This is a genomic window from Variovorax sp. P4_D9, from assembly GCF_056401695.1.
This window is the reverse complement of record NZ_JBFUIU010000131.1, coordinates 1-15,650: the sequence shown is the minus strand read 5'-3', so window position 1 is coordinate 15,650 and position 15,650 is coordinate 1. Positions and strand designations below refer to the sequence as shown.

General features: G+C 67.8%; 14 protein-coding genes. 10 read left to right on the top strand and 4 right to left on the bottom strand.

Translation table 11 applies throughout. The features are described from left to right. Window positions 1-8: 8 nt before the first annotated feature. Window positions 9-701: a P-loop NTPase family protein gene (locus tag AC1DY5_RS16365; RefSeq protein WP_478112974.1), complete on the bottom strand. Its 693-nt coding sequence runs from the start codon at window positions 699-701 to the stop codon at window positions 9-11. 212 nt (window positions 702-913) lie between these two features. On the opposite strand from AC1DY5_RS16365, the gene AC1DY5_RS16360 reads away from it, so the two are divergent. After that, window positions 914-1,219: a helix-turn-helix domain-containing protein gene (locus AC1DY5_RS16360; RefSeq protein ID WP_478112972.1), complete on the top strand. Its 306-nt coding sequence runs from the start codon at window positions 914-916 to the stop codon at window positions 1,217-1,219. Then, the gene (locus AC1DY5_RS16355; RefSeq protein WP_478112971.1) at window positions 1,216-2,589 is read left to right on the top strand and encodes a type II toxin-antitoxin system HipA family toxin; all 1,374 of its coding nucleotides are present in this window, start codon (window positions 1,216-1,218) and stop codon (window positions 2,587-2,589) included. Before AC1DY5_RS16360 ends, AC1DY5_RS16355 begins: the two co-directional genes overlap by 4 nt. Window positions 2,590-2,604: 15 nt before the next feature. Here AC1DY5_RS16355 and AC1DY5_RS16350 read toward each other — a convergent pair whose 3' ends face one another. Then, window positions 2,605-3,354: a hypothetical protein gene (locus AC1DY5_RS16350; RefSeq protein WP_478112969.1), complete on the bottom strand. Its 750-nt coding sequence runs from the start codon at window positions 3,352-3,354 to the stop codon at window positions 2,605-2,607. Between the two features lie 130 nt (window positions 3,355-3,484). Between AC1DY5_RS16350 and smc the strand changes: the two genes are divergently transcribed. From smc to def, 5 genes are all read left to right on the top strand, one after another. Then, complete coding sequence (smc, locus tag AC1DY5_RS16345) at window positions 3,485-7,000, top strand: chromosome segregation protein SMC (protein ID WP_478112967.1); 3,516 nt, start codon at window positions 3,485-3,487, stop codon at window positions 6,998-7,000. Between the two features lie 13 nt (window positions 7,001-7,013). Beyond that, the gene (locus AC1DY5_RS16340; protein ID WP_478112966.1) at window positions 7,014-8,108 is read left to right on the top strand and encodes a cell division protein ZipA C-terminal FtsZ-binding domain-containing protein; all 1,095 of its coding nucleotides are present in this window, start codon (window positions 7,014-7,016) and stop codon (window positions 8,106-8,108) included. Window positions 8,109-8,121: 13 nt separating this feature from the next. After that, window positions 8,122-10,212, top strand: coding sequence for an NAD-dependent DNA ligase LigA (gene ligA / locus AC1DY5_RS16335; RefSeq protein WP_478112964.1), 2,091 nt, complete (start codon window positions 8,122-8,124; stop codon window positions 10,210-10,212). A 72-nt stretch (window positions 10,213-10,284) separates the two neighbouring features. Beyond that, complete coding sequence (locus AC1DY5_RS16330) at window positions 10,285-10,641, top strand: hypothetical protein (protein WP_478112962.1); 357 nt, start codon at window positions 10,285-10,287, stop codon at window positions 10,639-10,641. Between the two features lie 46 nt (window positions 10,642-10,687). Beyond that, window positions 10,688-11,227 carry a peptide deformylase gene (gene def, locus AC1DY5_RS16325; protein ID WP_478112960.1) on the top strand — a complete coding sequence of 180 codons (540 nt, stop codon included), beginning with the start codon at window positions 10,688-10,690 and terminating at the stop codon, window positions 11,225-11,227. A 1-nt stretch (window position 11,228) separates the two neighbouring features. On the opposite strand, the gene AC1DY5_RS16320 is transcribed toward def, so the two are convergent. Then, a complete protein-coding gene (locus AC1DY5_RS16320; protein WP_478112958.1) occupies window positions 11,229-11,633 on the bottom strand; it encodes a DoxX family protein in 405 nt (134 codons plus the stop codon). A gap of 160 nt (window positions 11,634-11,793) precedes the next feature. On the opposite strand from AC1DY5_RS16320, the gene AC1DY5_RS16315 reads away from it, so the two are divergent. Genes AC1DY5_RS16315 through AC1DY5_RS16305 form a run of 3 tightly spaced genes read left to right on the top strand, consistent with a single transcriptional unit; the run spans window position 11,794 to window position 14,918 of the window. Further along, the gene (locus AC1DY5_RS16315) at window positions 11,794-12,819 is read left to right on the top strand and encodes an amino acid ABC transporter substrate-binding protein (protein WP_478112956.1); all 1,026 of its coding nucleotides are present in this window, start codon (window positions 11,794-11,796) and stop codon (window positions 12,817-12,819) included. Between the two features lie 16 nt (window positions 12,820-12,835). Next, the gene (locus tag AC1DY5_RS16310; RefSeq protein ID WP_478112954.1) at window positions 12,836-13,843 is read left to right on the top strand and encodes an amino acid ABC transporter permease; all 1,008 of its coding nucleotides are present in this window, start codon (window positions 12,836-12,838) and stop codon (window positions 13,841-13,843) included. 31 nt (window positions 13,844-13,874) lie between these two features. After that, window positions 13,875-14,918 carry an amino acid ABC transporter permease gene (locus AC1DY5_RS16305; RefSeq protein WP_478112952.1) on the top strand — a complete coding sequence of 348 codons (1,044 nt, stop codon included), beginning with the start codon at window positions 13,875-13,877 and terminating at the stop codon, window positions 14,916-14,918. A gap of 435 nt (window positions 14,919-15,353) precedes the next feature. Here AC1DY5_RS16305 and AC1DY5_RS16300 read toward each other — a convergent pair. Further along, window positions 15,354-15,650, bottom strand: a 297-nt coding sequence (locus AC1DY5_RS16300) for an ACT domain-containing protein (protein WP_478112950.1), incomplete at its 5' end; no start/stop codon positions are given.

Below are 15,650 nucleotides of genomic sequence, written 5' to 3'. Positions count from 1 at the left end.
GGGCGAGCCTACAGCGGCAGGGTGTCGAATGCCGCGTAGGCTGTTGCCAGCCAGGTCTTCACGCGCTGGCGTTCCAGCAAGCCCAGCGCGTGCGGGCCTTCACGGTCGTTGACCGCCTTCCAGAAGCTCGTGTTGCGCGCATCGATCTTGCGCATGCTGGCGTCGTGCAGCCGGGGCAGGGCGATGACGCGGGCGCAGTGCGCGGTCGCCTTGCTCAGCGACTGGGATCCGAGCAGCAGGCCGAAGTCGTTGCCACGGCCGTAGTTCTGCACCACGATGTAGCTCGGCTGCTCGCCGAAAGTGTCGATCAAGATGCCCAGCAGGTCGCTCGAGTCCTTGCCGTCGTCGAGCACATGCCAGAAATTGACCGTCACGCCGAGTTCGGCGAAGACGTCGAACAGGTCGGATTCCTTGATCCAGCGCGACAGCGGCGCCAGCGTCTGGGCCGCCAGGTCGACGATCACGCTCTGCTGCGGATTGGTTTCGAAGCCGTTGACAACGGTGTCGAGGCCCTCGAAGCTGTCCACCACCACTGGCGACGCAAAGCCCTCGTAGAAACGCGTGAAAGAACTGTGCGAACGGTCTGTATCGAAGCCCACGAAGGGCCGGCTGTGGTCGATGAAGTACTGCGCCAGGACCCGCGCCGTGACCGATTTGCCGACCCCGCCTTTTTCGCCGCCGATGAAATTGATGGAGCTCATGAGGTTTCTGCCAGAGTGGGGTGATAACTGCGTTTGATTCTAGGTGCGAGCCCCGGCTGTGCCTCGTGTGGCAACGGTCGCGGCGCTGCACTAGGAATGTGCAATAAATTGTGCATATTGAAATATGCTCGTCAAAATAGGCAATTAACGGGTTGATCGGGCATGTTGCTCATTATGATTGGCATATGGTTGATTTGCCCAGTTTATTGTCCATGACGACCCTTGCCGCCATCGGCAGCTTCTTGCGCAACGCCCGCAAGGATCGCGCCATGACCGCTTCCGAACTCGCCGCCCAGGCGGGCATCTCCCGAAACACGCTGGGCGCGCTCGAAGCGGGCCGCGGCAACGTGGAGTTGAACACGCTGCTGGCCTTGCTCAAGTGCCTTCAGCTCGAGCTGCAGTTCGTTCCGAAGGCGGTGGCCGACCTGACGCGGTTCGGAGCCGACACCAAGCCGACCGGCCTGCAGGAGGAGTTGAGCGGCCTGATGCCGAGGCCGCCGCGGCGAGGCGCGCCATGAGCGTCGTCCGTTCGTTGCGCATCCGGCTCGGCAGGACGAACGTCGGCTCGCTCTTCGGACTCGACGATGGGCGGGTGTATTTCAGGTTCGACGACGACTACGCTAAGAACCCTGCGCGGCCGGTCCTGTCGCAGCTCTACATGGTCGCGCTGGCCGCTTCGGGGACTGCCGAAAGGGTGGCCCAAGCGATCGCCGAGGCCGAGGCCGCCACGGTGGCCCAACTGCTCGACCCGGCGCTGGACGTCAATCGCGGCGACGGCCGGTTCGGCTTGCCGCCCTTCTTCCAGAACCTGTTGCCCGAGGGTCCGCTGCGCAAACAGCTGATCGGCGACCTGGGCCTGGAGGTGAACGACGAATTGGGCTTGCTCGCGGCCTGCGGCGGGGATCTCCCGGGCGATATCCGGGCGGATGCCGAGTCGCTCGACGAGCCCGCGCTGGGCCGGCTGATCGGCCAGAGCAGCGACAGCTACGAAATGAGTTCGGGACAGGTTCCGACGCCGCAGCAGACCTCGATCTCGGGCGTCCAGCCCAAGGTCGCGCTGGTGCTCGGCGGCCCGGGGCGCTACGTGATGCGCTCGAAGGACACGGACAGCAGGCATTTCATCGGCAAGCTGCCGACCGGCGAGTACGACAGGCTGCCCGAGGTCGAATACAGCTCGCTGAAGCTGGCCGCGGCCGCCGGCGTGGACACCTGCGAGTTCGCGCTGGAACCCTTGTCTTCGATCGCCGACCGGTTGCCATATGCGCTGCAGAAAGACGACCGGAGGTTCCTGCTGGTGTCCCGCTTCGACCGCGACGTCCCGACCGAATCCCGGCGCCTGCACATGGAGGACTTTGCTCAGGTCACCGGCACGCCATCGGAATACAAGTACGCGGGCACCTACGCGGCGATCGGGCTGCTGCTCAAGCGGCGTTCGGCCAGGGGGGAGGCCGACGTGGCCGAACTTTTACGCCGCATCAAGGTCTCGGAATTGCTCGGCAACTACGACGCGCACCTGAAAAACTTCAGCCTCATCTATCCGGCGGGCCAGGCCAGGCCCGAACTGTCGAAGGCCTACGACATCGTTGCCTACGGCGTGTACTTCGCGGGTTCGGGGCACGGCCTGAAATTCCTTCCGCAGCAGGCGCCGCGCACCTTGCTGACGCCGAAGACCTTGCGTGAACTCGCCAACGTCTGGGACATCCCCGAGAAGCAATTGCGCGAGGTGGTGGCCAACTGCATCGACCAGGCGATGCGCAACTGGCCCGGCCTGCTGGGGACGCTGCCGCTGTCCGCGGCGCATCGCACGCGGCTGGCAGAGCACATCCAGTCAAATGCCAGCGTCGCGGCCTGGCGGCGGCGGAACCCCGGCGCCGACTGGTTCGATTGACTTGGGCCTGTTCACCTACTTCGGCACCATCGAAAAGAACGGCCCCAGGCTGCCGAGAAACCAGTTCTGGCTGAAGTCGAGCGCGGCGCGGCGGTATCTCTCGTCGGCCTGGGCCGCCAGCAAGTCCAGGCGGGCCACCACCTTCGACAGTTCGCGGTCGACCAGCAGGTTGCGGCCGCGCTCGCTGATCTCGGTGGCCAGCAGCAGCGGCTGGCCCTCGGGGCCGGTCTTCGAGCCGATCAGCCAGAGCGAGATCTCGAAGTTGCGCGCCGCCCGGAAGCTGTTCTCGGCGCTGACCGCGTCGAGCATGTTCTGCTCCCAGGTGTCTCCGTTGGCCTGCTTGAGCAACGCCGCCCAGCCGACCACCAGCGCCGCGACACGGTCGCCTTCGAAAGGCTTGGGTGCGGTCTCGAAGGCCAGCCGGATGGCGTCGATGCCGTAGGCGCCCTGCAGTTGGGGCAGCGGCACGTTGTTCGAGATCGCGTTCCAGGTGCGCTTGATCGCCTCGTCGGAACTGCCGCACCATTTGCGCCATTCGCGTGGATTGCGGCGGTAGAGCGAGAGCTGCACCCGACGCACCGACTGCAGGTTGTCGCGCAACGCGAGGTTGGCGATGCGATTGGCGCCGCTCTGGAGCCATTCCTTGTTGGCGTAGGGTTCGGCGCGATCGGTCGAGGCGCAGCCCGCCAGCGCCAGGACCGCCACGCCGCCGCCAATGAGCCACGCGCGGCGGCCGAGGGGCCAGGAAAGAGGGAAAACGCGCATGCACCGCACGTTATCATCCTCGCCTCAGGTGGCGGCTTGGCCTGGGGGATGTCAGCCGCCGGAATCTGCTTACAAATCAACACCTTGGCACCCAACCTTGGCAAAACAACTGGCTTAGGGCCGACCTGACGTGCGTCTCAATTCCATCAAGCTCTCGGGCTTCAAGTCCTTCGCCGAACCCACCAACTTCCTGCTCCCCGGCCAGCTCGTGGGCGTCGTCGGTCCCAATGGCTGCGGCAAGTCGAACATCATGGACGCCGTGCGCTGGGTGCTCGGCGAATCGCGTGCCTCCGAATTGCGCGGCGAGTCGATGCAGGACGTCATCTTCAACGGCACGACGACGCGCAAGCAGGCCAGCCGGTCGAGCGTCGAGCTGGTGTTCGACAACGCCGACCACCGGGCCGGCGGCCAGTGGGCCCAGTTCGCCGAGATCGCGGTCAAGCGGGTGCTGACGCGCGACGGCAATTCGAGCTACTACATCAACAACCAGCCGGTGCGCCGCCGCGACGTGCAGGACGTGTTCCTCGGCACCGGCCTCGGTCCGCGCGCCTACGCGATCATCGGCCAGGGGACGATCAGCCGGATCATCGAATCGAAGCCCGAGGAACTGCGCCTGTTCCTCGAGGAGGCGGCCGGCGTCTCGAAGTACAAGGAACGCCGCCGCGAGACCGAGAACCGGCTCGGCGACACGCGCGAGAACCTGACGCGGGTCGAGGACATCCTGCGCGAGCTCAACAGCAATCTCGAGCGGCTCGAGAAGCAGGCCGAGGTGGCGGCGCGCTACAACCAGCTGACCGGCGATGCGACGCGCAAGCAGCACCAGCTGTGGTTCTTGAAGCGCAGCGAAAGCGAGGCCGACCAGGCCAAGGTCAAGGCCGATGCCGAGCGTGCGATCAACGACCTCGAGTCGCGCACCGCCGACCTGCGCCACATCGAGGCCGAGCTCGAGACCATCCGACAGGCCCACTACGCGGCCGGCGACCATGTCAATCAGGCCCAGGGCAAGCTGTACGAGGCCAGTGCCGAAGTCGGCCGGCTGGAGGGCGAGATCCGCTTCGTGGTCGAAGGCCGCCAGCGGGTCGAGCAGCGGCTGGTGCAGCTGCGCGAGCAGATGGCGCAATGGAACGCGCGCCGCGAGGATGCCGAAACCGAGATCGAGACCTTGGCCGGCCAGGGCGTGAACGCCGAGGAGCAGTCCGAGTTGCTGGCCGCCCAGCTCGAGGAGCACGACGCCCGCATGCCCGAACTCGAGGACGCGCAGCAGCGGGCCCAGGGCGAGGCCAATGCGCAGCGCGCCACGGTGGTCCAGGTGCAGCAGCAGATCCAGGTGCTGGCCGCCGATCAGCGCAACATCGAGGAACAGAGTCGCCAGCTCAACCAGCGCGCCGAGCGGCTGCGCACCGACCAGAACGCGCTCGCGGCGCCCGACGAGGCCCGCCTGCGCGACCAGCAGGAACAGCTGGCCATGGCGCAGGAGGCCGCCGCCGAATCTGATGCCCGCCTGCAGGAACTGCAGGAAGCCGTGCCGCAGCTGGACGACGACCGGCGTACGCGGCAGCAGGCCGTGAACGCCGAAGGTGCGCGGCATGCGGAACTCTCGGCCCGGCTGGAGGCGCTCAAGGCGCTGCAGGAAAAGGTCAAGACCGACGGCAAGCTCGCGCCCTGGCTGGCCAAGCACGGACTCGAGAGCCTGCAGGGCCTCTGGAGCCGGATCCACATCGAGCAGGGCTGGGAGAACGCGCTCGAATCCGCGCTGCGCGAGCGCCTGGGCGCGCTCGAAGTCAGCCGGCTCGACATGGTCCGGGCCTTCGGTGGCGATGCGCCGCCCGCCAAGCTCGCCTTCTACTCGCCACCGATGGCGGCCGTGCCGCAAGGTCCGTCGACGCTGCCGCGGCTGTCGGACCTGCTGCGTCTCGGCGATGCCGGCCAGCAGGCACTGCTGGCCGAATGGCTGCACGGCTGCTTCACCGCCGCGACGCTCGAGGAGGCGCTGGCGCAGCGCGACAAGCTGCAGCCGGGCGAGGTCATCTACGTCCAGAGCGGCCACGCGGTCACGGCCCACAGCGTGAGCTTCTATGCCCCCGATTCGGAGCAGGCCGGCTTGCTGGCGCGCCAGCAGGAGATGGAGAACCTGGAAGGCCAGTTGCGCGCTCAGACCCTGATCGCCGATGAGTCGCGCACCGCCCTGGCGCGTGCCGAAGCGGCTTACGGCGATGCCGCGCAGCGGCTGGTGACAGCGCGGCGCGAGGCCGCCGAGACGCAATCGCGCGCGCACGAACTGCAGGTCGAGACGCTGCGCCTGTCACAGCTGGCCGAGCAGACGCGCGCCCGCAGCGAGCAACTGTCCAACGACCTCGGCGAGGTGACGGCCCAGCTCGACGAACTGCAGGAAAGGCGCATCGCCGCCGAGTCGCGCTTCGAAGAGCTCGACATGCAGTTGGCCGACAGCCAGGAGCGCCACGCGCAATTGGACGAGCGGGTCATCGAGGCCGGCCGCGCGCTGGCGGCCAGCCGCGAACAGCACCGCAGCCTGGAGCGCCAGGCGCAGGAGGCGACCTTCGCCCAGCGCACCCTCGAAGCCCGCCGCGCCGAGCTGAGCCGCGCGATCGAGACCGCGACCCAGCAGAGCGTCGCGCTGACCGACGAAGACGAGCGCGCGCGCGCCGAACTCGGACGCCTGTCCGACGCTGCGGCGCAGGCCGGCCTTCAGGATGCGCTGTCGCTCAAGCTCGAGCGCGAGACGGCGCTGGGCGCGGCGCGCAGCCAGTACGACGACCTGACCCTCAAGCTGCGAGCCAGCGACGAGCGCCGGCTGCAGCTCGAGCGCGAGCTCGACCCGCTGCGCCAGCGCATCACCGAATTCCAGCTCAAGGAGCAGGCCGCACGGCTGGGCTTCGAGCAATACCAGCAGCTGCTGGCCGACGCCGAGGCCGATATCGAGGCGGTCGCGCAGTCGATCGAGACCGACAAGGTGCGGCTCACCGGCCTCCAGAGTGAGATCGACCGCCTCAACCGTGAAGTGGCGGCGCTCGGCGCGGTCAACCTCGCGGCGCTCGACGAGCTGGCGGTGGCCAGCGAGCGCAAGACCTTCCTGGATGCCCAGTCGGCCGACCTCAACGAGGCCATCGGCACGCTCGAGGACGCGATCCGCAAGATCGACGCCGAGACGCGCGACCTGCTGGGCGGCACCTTCAAGATCGTCAACGAGCATTTCAGCCGCATGTTTCCGGAGCTGTTCGGCGGCGGCAACGCCAGGCTCATGATGACCGGCGACGAGATCCTCGACTCCGGCGTGCAGGTGATGGCGCAGCCGCCGGGCAAGAAGAACCAGACCATCCACCTGCTCTCGGGCGGCGAGAAGGCGCTGACCGCGATCGCGCTGGTGTTCGCCATCTTCCAGCTGAACCCGGCACCGTTCTGTCTGCTGGACGAAGTGGACGCGCCGCTCGACGACGCCAACACCGAGCGCTATGCCAAACTCGTCACCGCCATGAGCCGCGAAACCCAGTTCCTCTTCATTAGCCACAACAAGATCGCGATGGAGATGGCTGAGCAGCTGATCGGCGTGACCATGCAGGAGCAGGGCGTCTCGCGCATCGTGGCGGTCGACATGGAATCGGCCGTGTCGATGGTCGAGGCAGCCTGAGCGCCGGCGGTCCATGAGCAATCTCACCGTCGCCCTCGCCATCCTCGGTGGACTGGTTCTTGCCACCGTGGTCGGCTACAACGCCTGGATGTCGCGCCGCAACGCGCCGAAGCAACCCGACGCGCCCGTCAACGAAGCGCCCGTGCTCGATGCCGCACCCAAGGGCGAACTCGAACCCGTGCTGCACATCGATCCGCATCAGGTGCCCGGCAACGAACGGCACGAGCCCCTGTTCGACCCCGACCTGCCGGCACCGGCCGCACAGGTCACGCCGTCGCCCGAACGGCGCGGCGGCCTCGACCCGCTGATCGATGTGATCGCCCCCGTGTCGCTCGACGGCCTGGCCTCCGGCGACGCCGCGATCGCCGCCATGCCGGCGACCCGGCGCGCCGGCAGCAAGCCGGTCGCGGTCGAGGGGCTCAACGAGTTCACCGGTGAATGGGAGCCGGCCGTGGCCGGCCAGCGCTACGGCGCCTTCCAGGTCGGCGTCCAGATGGCCAACCGCACCGGTGCGCTCAACGAGATCGAGTACTCCGAGTTCGTAGTCAAGGCCCAGGCCTTCGCTGACGCGGTCAATGGCGCGCCCGAGTTTCCGGAGATGCTCGACGAGGTGGCGCGGGCCCGGGAGCTCGACCAGTTCGCCAGTTCGCACGATGCCCAGCTGAGCTTCGTGCTGCGGGCGCGCCACGCGGCCTGGAGCCCGGGCTACGTGCAGCAGAATGCCGCGCGCTTCGGCTTCGTGCCCGGCCTGATTCCGGGCCGCATGGTGCTGCCGGCGGGCGAGCAGGGGCTGCCGCCGATCCTGGGCCTGGCCTTCGACACCCAGGCGGCGCTGGCCGACGATCCGGCGCAGTCGGCGATTCGCGAGTTGACGCTGAGCCTCGATGTGCCGCAGGTCGATCGTGTTGAGCGGCCCTTCGAGCGGATGCGCGAGGCGGCCGCTGCGCTGGTGCGCGAGATGGACGGAGTCGTCACCGACAGCGACGGCCAGCTGCTGCGCGACGAGACCATGGACGCGATCGGCGTCGACCTCGAACAGCTCTACGACACGCTCGATTCGCGCGATCTGTCGGCCGGCTCGCCGTTGGCGCGCCGATTGTTCAGCTAGCCCGGAGAACCCCATGACGACGCGTGTAGACGCGGTGAAGGAGGCCGCCGCGCTGAGCGAGCAGCTGCACCRCCATGCCCATCTCTACTACGTGCTCGACGCGCCCGAACTGCCGGACGCCGAGTACGACAAGCTGTTCCAGCGGCTGCAGGCCCTGGAGGCCGAATTCCCCGAGCTGCGCACGCCCGATTCGCCGACCCAGCGCGTCGGCGGCAAGCCGCTCGACGGCTTCGCCAAGGTGCGCCACAAGGTGCCGATGCTGTCGATCCGGACCGAGACCGACATCACGCCCGCCGGCGCCAGCGCCTTCGACGCGCGGGTGCGCAAGGAACTCGGACTGGCCGAGGACGGCTCGCAGGTCGAGTACGTCTGCGAACTCAAGTTCGATGGCCTGGCGCTCAATCTTCGCTACGAGAACGGCGTGCTGGTGCAGGCCGCGACCCGTGGCGACGGCGAGATCGGCGAAGAAGTGACGCAGAACATCCGCACGGTCCAGCAGATTCCGCTGCGCCTGCGCGGTGAGGCCTCGGCGATTCCCGCGGTGGTCGAGGTGCGCGGCGAGGTCTACATGCGGCGCGACGACTTCGACGCCCTCAACGAACGCCAGCGCGAGAGGATCGCCGCCGGCCAGAAGAACGAGAAGGTCTTCGTCAATCCGCGCAACGCGGCGGCCGGTGCGGTGCGCCAGCTCGATCCGGCGATCGCGGCGCAGCGGCCCTTGAGCTTCTTCGCCTACGGCCTCGGCGAAGTGACGCCGCCCGAGCAGGGCGGGCCGTCGCACCCGACCCAGTTCGATTGGCTGCAGCAGTTCAGCGCCTGGGGCTTTCCGGTGGCGGCGCAGACCGCGCGGGCCCGCGGCGCGATCGAGCTGATCGCCTTCCACGAGACCATTGGCCGCCAGCGCGACGCCTTGCCCTACGACATCGACGGCGTGGTCTACAAGGTCGACAGCCTCGAGCTGCAGCGGCAGCTCGGCTTCGTCTCGCGCGAGCCGCGCTGGGCGGTGGCGCACAAATACCCGGCGCAGGARCAGCTCACCGAGGTGCTGGCGATCGAGGTCCAGGTCGGACGCACCGGCAAGCTGACGCCGGTGGCCAAGCTGGCGCCGGTGTTCGTCGGCGGCGTGACGGTGACCAACGCCACCCTGCACAACGAGGATGAAACGCGGCGCAAGGACGTGCGAGTGGGCGACACGGTGATCGTGCGGCGCGCCGGCGACGTGATCCCCGAGGTGGTTGGCGTGCTGCCCGAGAGCGCAGCCCGGCCCGAGTCCGAGCGTGGCCCGGTCTTCACGATGCCGCACCAGTGCCCGGTTTGCGGCTCGGATGCGCTGCGCGAGGAGGGCGAAGTCGACTTCCGCTGCACCGGCGGCCTGTTCTGCGCCGCGCAGCGCAAGGAGGCGATCCTGCATTTCGCGGCCCGGCGCGCGCTCGACATCGAGGGCCTGGGCGACAAGCTGGTCGAGCAGCTTGTCGACGCCGACCTGGTCCGCACGCTGCCCGACCTGTACAAGCTCGGCTTCACGACGCTGGCCGGCCTGGAGCGCATGGCCGACAAGTCGGCCAACAACCTCGTCGAGGCGCTCGAGGCGTCGAAAAAGACAACGCTGCCGCGCTTCCTGTTCGGCCTCGGCATCCGCCACGTCGGCGAAAGCACGGCCAAGGACCYGGCGAAGCATTTCGGCAAGCTCGACGCGATCATGGATGCGAGCGAGGAGCAACTGCTCGAAGTCAACGACGTCGGGCCGGTGGTCGCGACCAGCCTGCGGACCTTTTTTCACCAGCCCCACAACCGCGAGGTGGTCGAGCAGCTGCGCGCCTGCGGCGTGCACTGGGAAGAGGGCGAACCCGCCGCCCGGGCACCCAAGCCGTTGGCGGGAAAGACCTTCGTCATTACCGGAACGCTTCCTACGCTCGGACGCGACGAAGCCAAGGACAAGCTGGAGGAAGCCGGCGCCAAGGTGGCCGGTTCGGTGAGCAAGAAGACTGATTTCGTGGTCGCGGGCGCCGAAGCCGGCAGCAAGCTCGACAAGGCACGCGACCTGGGCGTGCCCGTGATCGACGAGGCGCGGATGCTGGAGATCCTCGCGCAAGGTATATCCTGAGCTACCGCGTTTTCCCGGTCAACAGCGGAGTGCGCCGGCCGTTGAAACGCAGCATGAGTTCAGGAGGTCCGGATGAAGCGAATTCGTTCCCTGTCGGCCACCATTGCGGTGGGCGGGGCCGCCTTGCTGGGCGGCTGCGTGGTGCCTGGCCCTTACTACACCGGCGCGGCCTATCCGTACTACGTCGAGCCGGGTCCGGTCGTCGTGTCGCCGTCGCTGTACGTCGGCGCCGGCTACGGCTGGGGCGGCTACTCTGGGCGCCCAGCCTACTACGGCGGCTACCGCTACTACGGCTGGCCCGGCTACTACGGCCACGCGGGCTACTATGGTCGTCCTGGGTATTACGGCCATCCCGGCTACTACGGCCGTCCCGGCTACTACGGCCGCGCCGGTTACTACGGCCGCGGCGGGGTTTACGGTCGCCGATAGGGCGCCCGGCGCGACTTCGGATCCCGGCCGCCACGATAATCCCGCGATGGCCATCCGCGAAATCCTCAAGATGGGCGACCCCCGGCTGCTGCGTATCGCGCAGCCGGTCGCCGCCTTCGACACCGACGAACTGCACCTGTTGGTGCGCGACATGTTCGAGACCATGCACGCGGTCAATGGCGCGGGCCTCGCGGCGCCGCAGATCGGGGTCGACCAGCAGATCGTGATTTTCGGCACCGATACTGTGAATCCGCGCTACCCGGACGCGCCGATCGTGCCGCGCACGGTGCTTTTGAACCCCGTCGTCACGCCGATCGGCGACGAGGAGGAAGAGGGCTGGGAGGGCTGCCTGTCGGTGCCGGGCCTGCGCGGCGTGGTGCCGCGCTTCGCCAGCATCCGCTACACTGGCTTTGACCCGTACGGCGATCCGATCGATCGCAGCGTGAGCGGCTTCCATGCCCGTGTCGTGCAGCACGAGGTCGACCATTTGTTGGGCAAGCTGTATCCGATGCGGGTGCGCGACTTCTCGCGCTTCGGCTTCACCGAGGTCCTGTTTCCAGGCCTCGATGCCGGGGAAGAAGACTGAATCAGTTGTACTTGCCGCTGGTGCCGCCGACGCTGAAGCGGCCGGCACCCAGGAAGGCCACGGCGAGCGCGGCGAACAGGAACATGCCCTGCAGCTCCAGCGCCCAGCCGCCGGTCTTGCCGAGGACCCAGAAGTCCTTCACATGCACGAGCCAGATCGCGACCAGCATGTTGATCACCGTGATCCAGGCGGCAGGGCGCGTGTAGATGCCGGCGATCAGCAGCACCGGCGCCAGGATCTCGCCGACGTAGACCAGGTAGGCGAGCGCGCTCGGGAGACCGTGCGAACTCAGCATGTTGGCGACGAAGCCGACACCGTTGCTGAGCTTGGCAATGCCGTGGAGCAGGATCAGGATGCCCAGCGCCAGTCGCAGAACGAGCTTGCCGGTGTCATCAGAACGGATCATTTGAAATACCTTTCGTTGTTGAAAACAGGCGCGATTGTGGTCGATCAGAAAGTCGATTTCGGGAATGTGCTCCTGACTAGCGGTACTTTGGCAGACTTGCGCGTCGCCCCGTAAACTGCCCGCTGCCGTCATTTCGAAGACAGAAGAAGAGGATCACCGAATGAATTCAAGCATCCGTCTGGCGCTCGTCGCCGCCGCCCTGGCTTTMGCCGCCGCCCCGGCCTTCGCCGGCAAGACGCTCGACGCCGTCAAGCAGCGCGGCACCGTCAAGTGCGGCGTGACCAACGGCGTGGCCGGATTTTCGGCGCCCGACACGCAGGGCAACTGGTCGGGCCTGGACGTCGACACTTGCCGCGCCATCGCCGCCGCCGTGCTCGGCGACGGCAACAAGGTCGAGTTCGTGCCGCTCAATTCGCAGCAGCGCTTCTCGGCGCTGCAGGCCGGCGAGATCGACATCCTGGCGCGCAACACTACCTGGACGATGACCCGCGATGCCTCGCTGGGCTTCAACTTCACGACCATCACCTACTACGATGGCCAGGGCTTCCTGGTGCCGAAGAAGATCAAGGTGACTAGCGCCAAGCAACTCAAGAACGCCACCATCTGCACCCAGGCGGGCACTACCAACGAAAAGAACGTCGCCGACTGGTTCAAGGCCCAGAACATCCCGGTCAAGACGGTCGTGTTCGAGAGCTTCGAGGCCTCTTTCAAGGCCTTCTTCGCCGGCCGCTGCCAGGCCTTCACGACCGACACCTCGGCCCTGGCCGGCCTGCGCAACAAGGAGGCACCGAACCCCGACGACTACGTGATCCTGCCCGAGCTGATCTCCAAGGAGCCGCTGGCGCCGCTGGTACGCCGTGGCGACGACGAGTGGTTCGCGATCGCCAAGTGGGTCCCCAATGCGTTGATCGAGGCCGAGGAATTCGGCATCACGCAGGCCAACATCGACGAGCTCAAGGCCAGCAGCAAGGACCCTGCGCAGCAGCGCCTGGTCGGCAGCGGCGACGATCTCGGCAAGCTGCTGGGCCTCGACAAGGACTGGTCGTACCGCGCGATCAAGGCGGTGGGCAACTATGGCGAGGTGTTCGAGCGCAACGTCGGGCCGAAGTCGGTGCTCAAGCTGCCGCGCGGCTCAAACAACCTCTGGAACAAGGGCGGGCTGATGTACGGATTGCCGGTGCGGTGAGCGCGGAGGTCGCCTTGTGAGCGGCGCACGGCCGCCCGAGCGGCGCCGGGCCGTCTGGCTCGCTTGGGCCCTGYAGGCCCTGCTGATCGCGGCGATTGCCTTCGGCGTCATCTGGCTGGTCTTCCATGCGCTCAGCACGCTGCGCAGCCGCGGCGTCCATTCGGGCTTCGATTTCCTGCTCCAGCCGGCCGGCTTCGATATCTCCGAAGGCTGGCTCGATTTCGAGGCCGGCCAGCCCTTCTGGCGCGCCTTTCTCGCCGGCCTGATCAACACTGTGCGGGCGGCGGTGCCAGCGGCGGCGATCGCAGTCGCGCTCGGCACGCTGATCGGCATCGGCCGGCTGGCGCCGCATGTGCTGGTGCGCGGCCTCTGCGGCGCCTATGTCGAGACGCTGCGCAACGTGCCGCTGCTGGTTCAGCTGCTGATGCTGTACTTCGCGCTGACCCAATTGCTGCCGGATTCGACCGAGCCGCTCGAACTGCTGCCGGATGTCTGGCTCAGCAAGGGCGGGCTCGCGCTACCCTGGCCGGTGCGGGACGAGGGAGTCTTCTGGCCCAGCCGGCTCGAATGGCCGGAGCGCGGCGGCTTCAACGTGAGCGGCGGCGCGGCGCTGAGCCCCGAGTACCTGGCAGTGGTGATCGCGCTGGCGCTGTACACGGCTTCCTTCGTCGCCGAGATCGTGCGCGCCGGCATCGCCTCGGTGGCGCAGGGCCAGAAGCTGGCGGCCCAGGCGCTCGGCCTCAGCGGATGGCAGCAGCTACGCATCGTGGTGCTGCCGCAGGCGCTGCGCGTGATCGTCCCGGCGCTCACCAACCAGTTGCTGAGCCTGACCAAGAACTCCTCGCTGGCGGTGGCCGTGGGTTACCCGGAACTGGTCTCAGTCGCCAACACCTCGCTCAACTCGACCGGCCGCGCCTTCGAGTGCATCGCGGTGATCATGGCCGTCTACCTCGGGCTCTCGCTCGCCATCTCGTGGGCCATGAACCGCTACAACGCGCGCGTCGCGCTCAGGGGCTGGCGATGAGCGCAGCGCCGGCCCTCGCGGAGCTTGCCTCATGAGCAAGGAGCTGTGGGGTTCGCCGCTGCGTGCCGCCTTCACGCTGGCGCTGCTGCTGCTGTTCGCCTGGGCCGGTTTCCACGCCCTCGAGTGGGCCGTGCTGCAGGCTGTGTTCCGTCCGGACGCGGAAGCTTGCCGCGCCGTGCCGCATGGGGCCTGCTGGGGCGTGGTCGCCGAAAAGTGGCGGCCCATCCTGTTCGGCCGCTATCCCTACCAGGACCAGTGGCGGCCGGCCGTCGCGGTCACGCTGCTGTCGCTAACCACGCTGCTGAGCGCGTGGCCGCGCAGCTGGCGCTGGTGGCTGCTGCCGCTGTGGGTCGTGTCGCTGGGTCTGTTCGTGCTGCTGATGCGCGGCGGCGTCCTCGGCCTCGAGGCGGTCGCCACCAACCGCTGGGGCGGCCTGCCGCTCACAATCGGGCTGGCGGTGGTCGGCCTGGCGCTGGCTTTTCCGCTGGCGCTGCTGCTGGCCCTCGGCAGGCGTTCGCAATGGCCCGCGATCCGGACGCTGTGCGCCACCTATATCGAGCTGGTGCGCGGCGTTCCGCTGATCTCGGTGCTTTTCATGGCCTCGTTCCTGCTGCCCTTGCTGTGGCCCACGGGCTGGCAGCCCGACGTCCTGCTGCGGGTGCTGGCGGGCTTGTCGATGTTCGTCGCCGCCTACCTGGCCGAGATCATCCGCGGCGGGCTACAGGCGGTGCCGCACGGCCAGGTCGATGCCGCGATGGCGCTGGGCTTCGGCCGGTGGCCGGTGCAGCGCGACATCGTGCTGCCGCAGGCGCTGCGGCTGGTGGTGCCAGCGCTGACCAACAACGTGGTCGGCACCCTCAAGGACACCTCGCTAGTGACCGTGGTCGGGCTGTTCGAGCTGACCGGCGCGCTCGGCCTCGCGCTCGGCGGCGACCCGATCTGGCGGCCGTTCTACCTCGAAGGCTACCTGTTCATCGCCGCGGTGTACTGGGTGCTGTGCTTCGGGCTGTCGCGCTACAGCGCCTGGCTCGAGCGACGGCTTTCCGCGGAAAATCCCAAGGCCGAGTCCGGATAGTTCGCGCCGCTCCAGCGGCCTCGGCCGTGTTCATCGCGTGCGAGCCTCCGCACACTGAGCCCTTATGAGTTCGATACGGATGTGGCGGATGCAATGGGGCTGCGGCCGCGCGCCGAGTCGGCCGGCCAGCGCCTTGCCGACCTGCTGGCGCTGTTCCTCGATCGAAACCTTTCGGATGCCATGGTCTGCGAGATGGCGCCATCGAGTTCGCCACGAGGGCGCGCGTCAGCCCCGACTACCAACTCGAATTGGGGAGCCACAACGCCCTGGCGATCTTCGAGGCCGGCGAGGTCAGGATCGAGCATGACATTGCCGCGCTGGGTTCGCTGCGCATCGATGCCGGCCAGTCCACCTACCTGCTGACGCAGTGGCTGCGGGTGCTGCGCAGCACCGTGCGGTTCGAGACCACCGTGACGCTAGACCTGCTCCCGCCGGTCAAGCGGCCAAGGCCTCGAGCAGTTCGGTCTCGATCGCCAACTGTGCCCGCTGCCCCTGCAACTCGGGCCCGCTGATCAGGAAAGTGTCCTCGACGCGCTCGCCCAGGGTCGTGACCTTGGCCAGCTGCAGATTCAGGTGGTGGCGCGCCAACACCCGCGCGACCGAATAGAGCAGCCCCGCGCGGTCGCTGGCCGAAATGCTCAAGAGCCAGCGCTGCGCCTTCTCGTCGGGCAGCAGGCTGATGCGCGGCTTGATCGGGAAGCTGCGCACCCGCCGCGAGACCCGGCCCTTGCT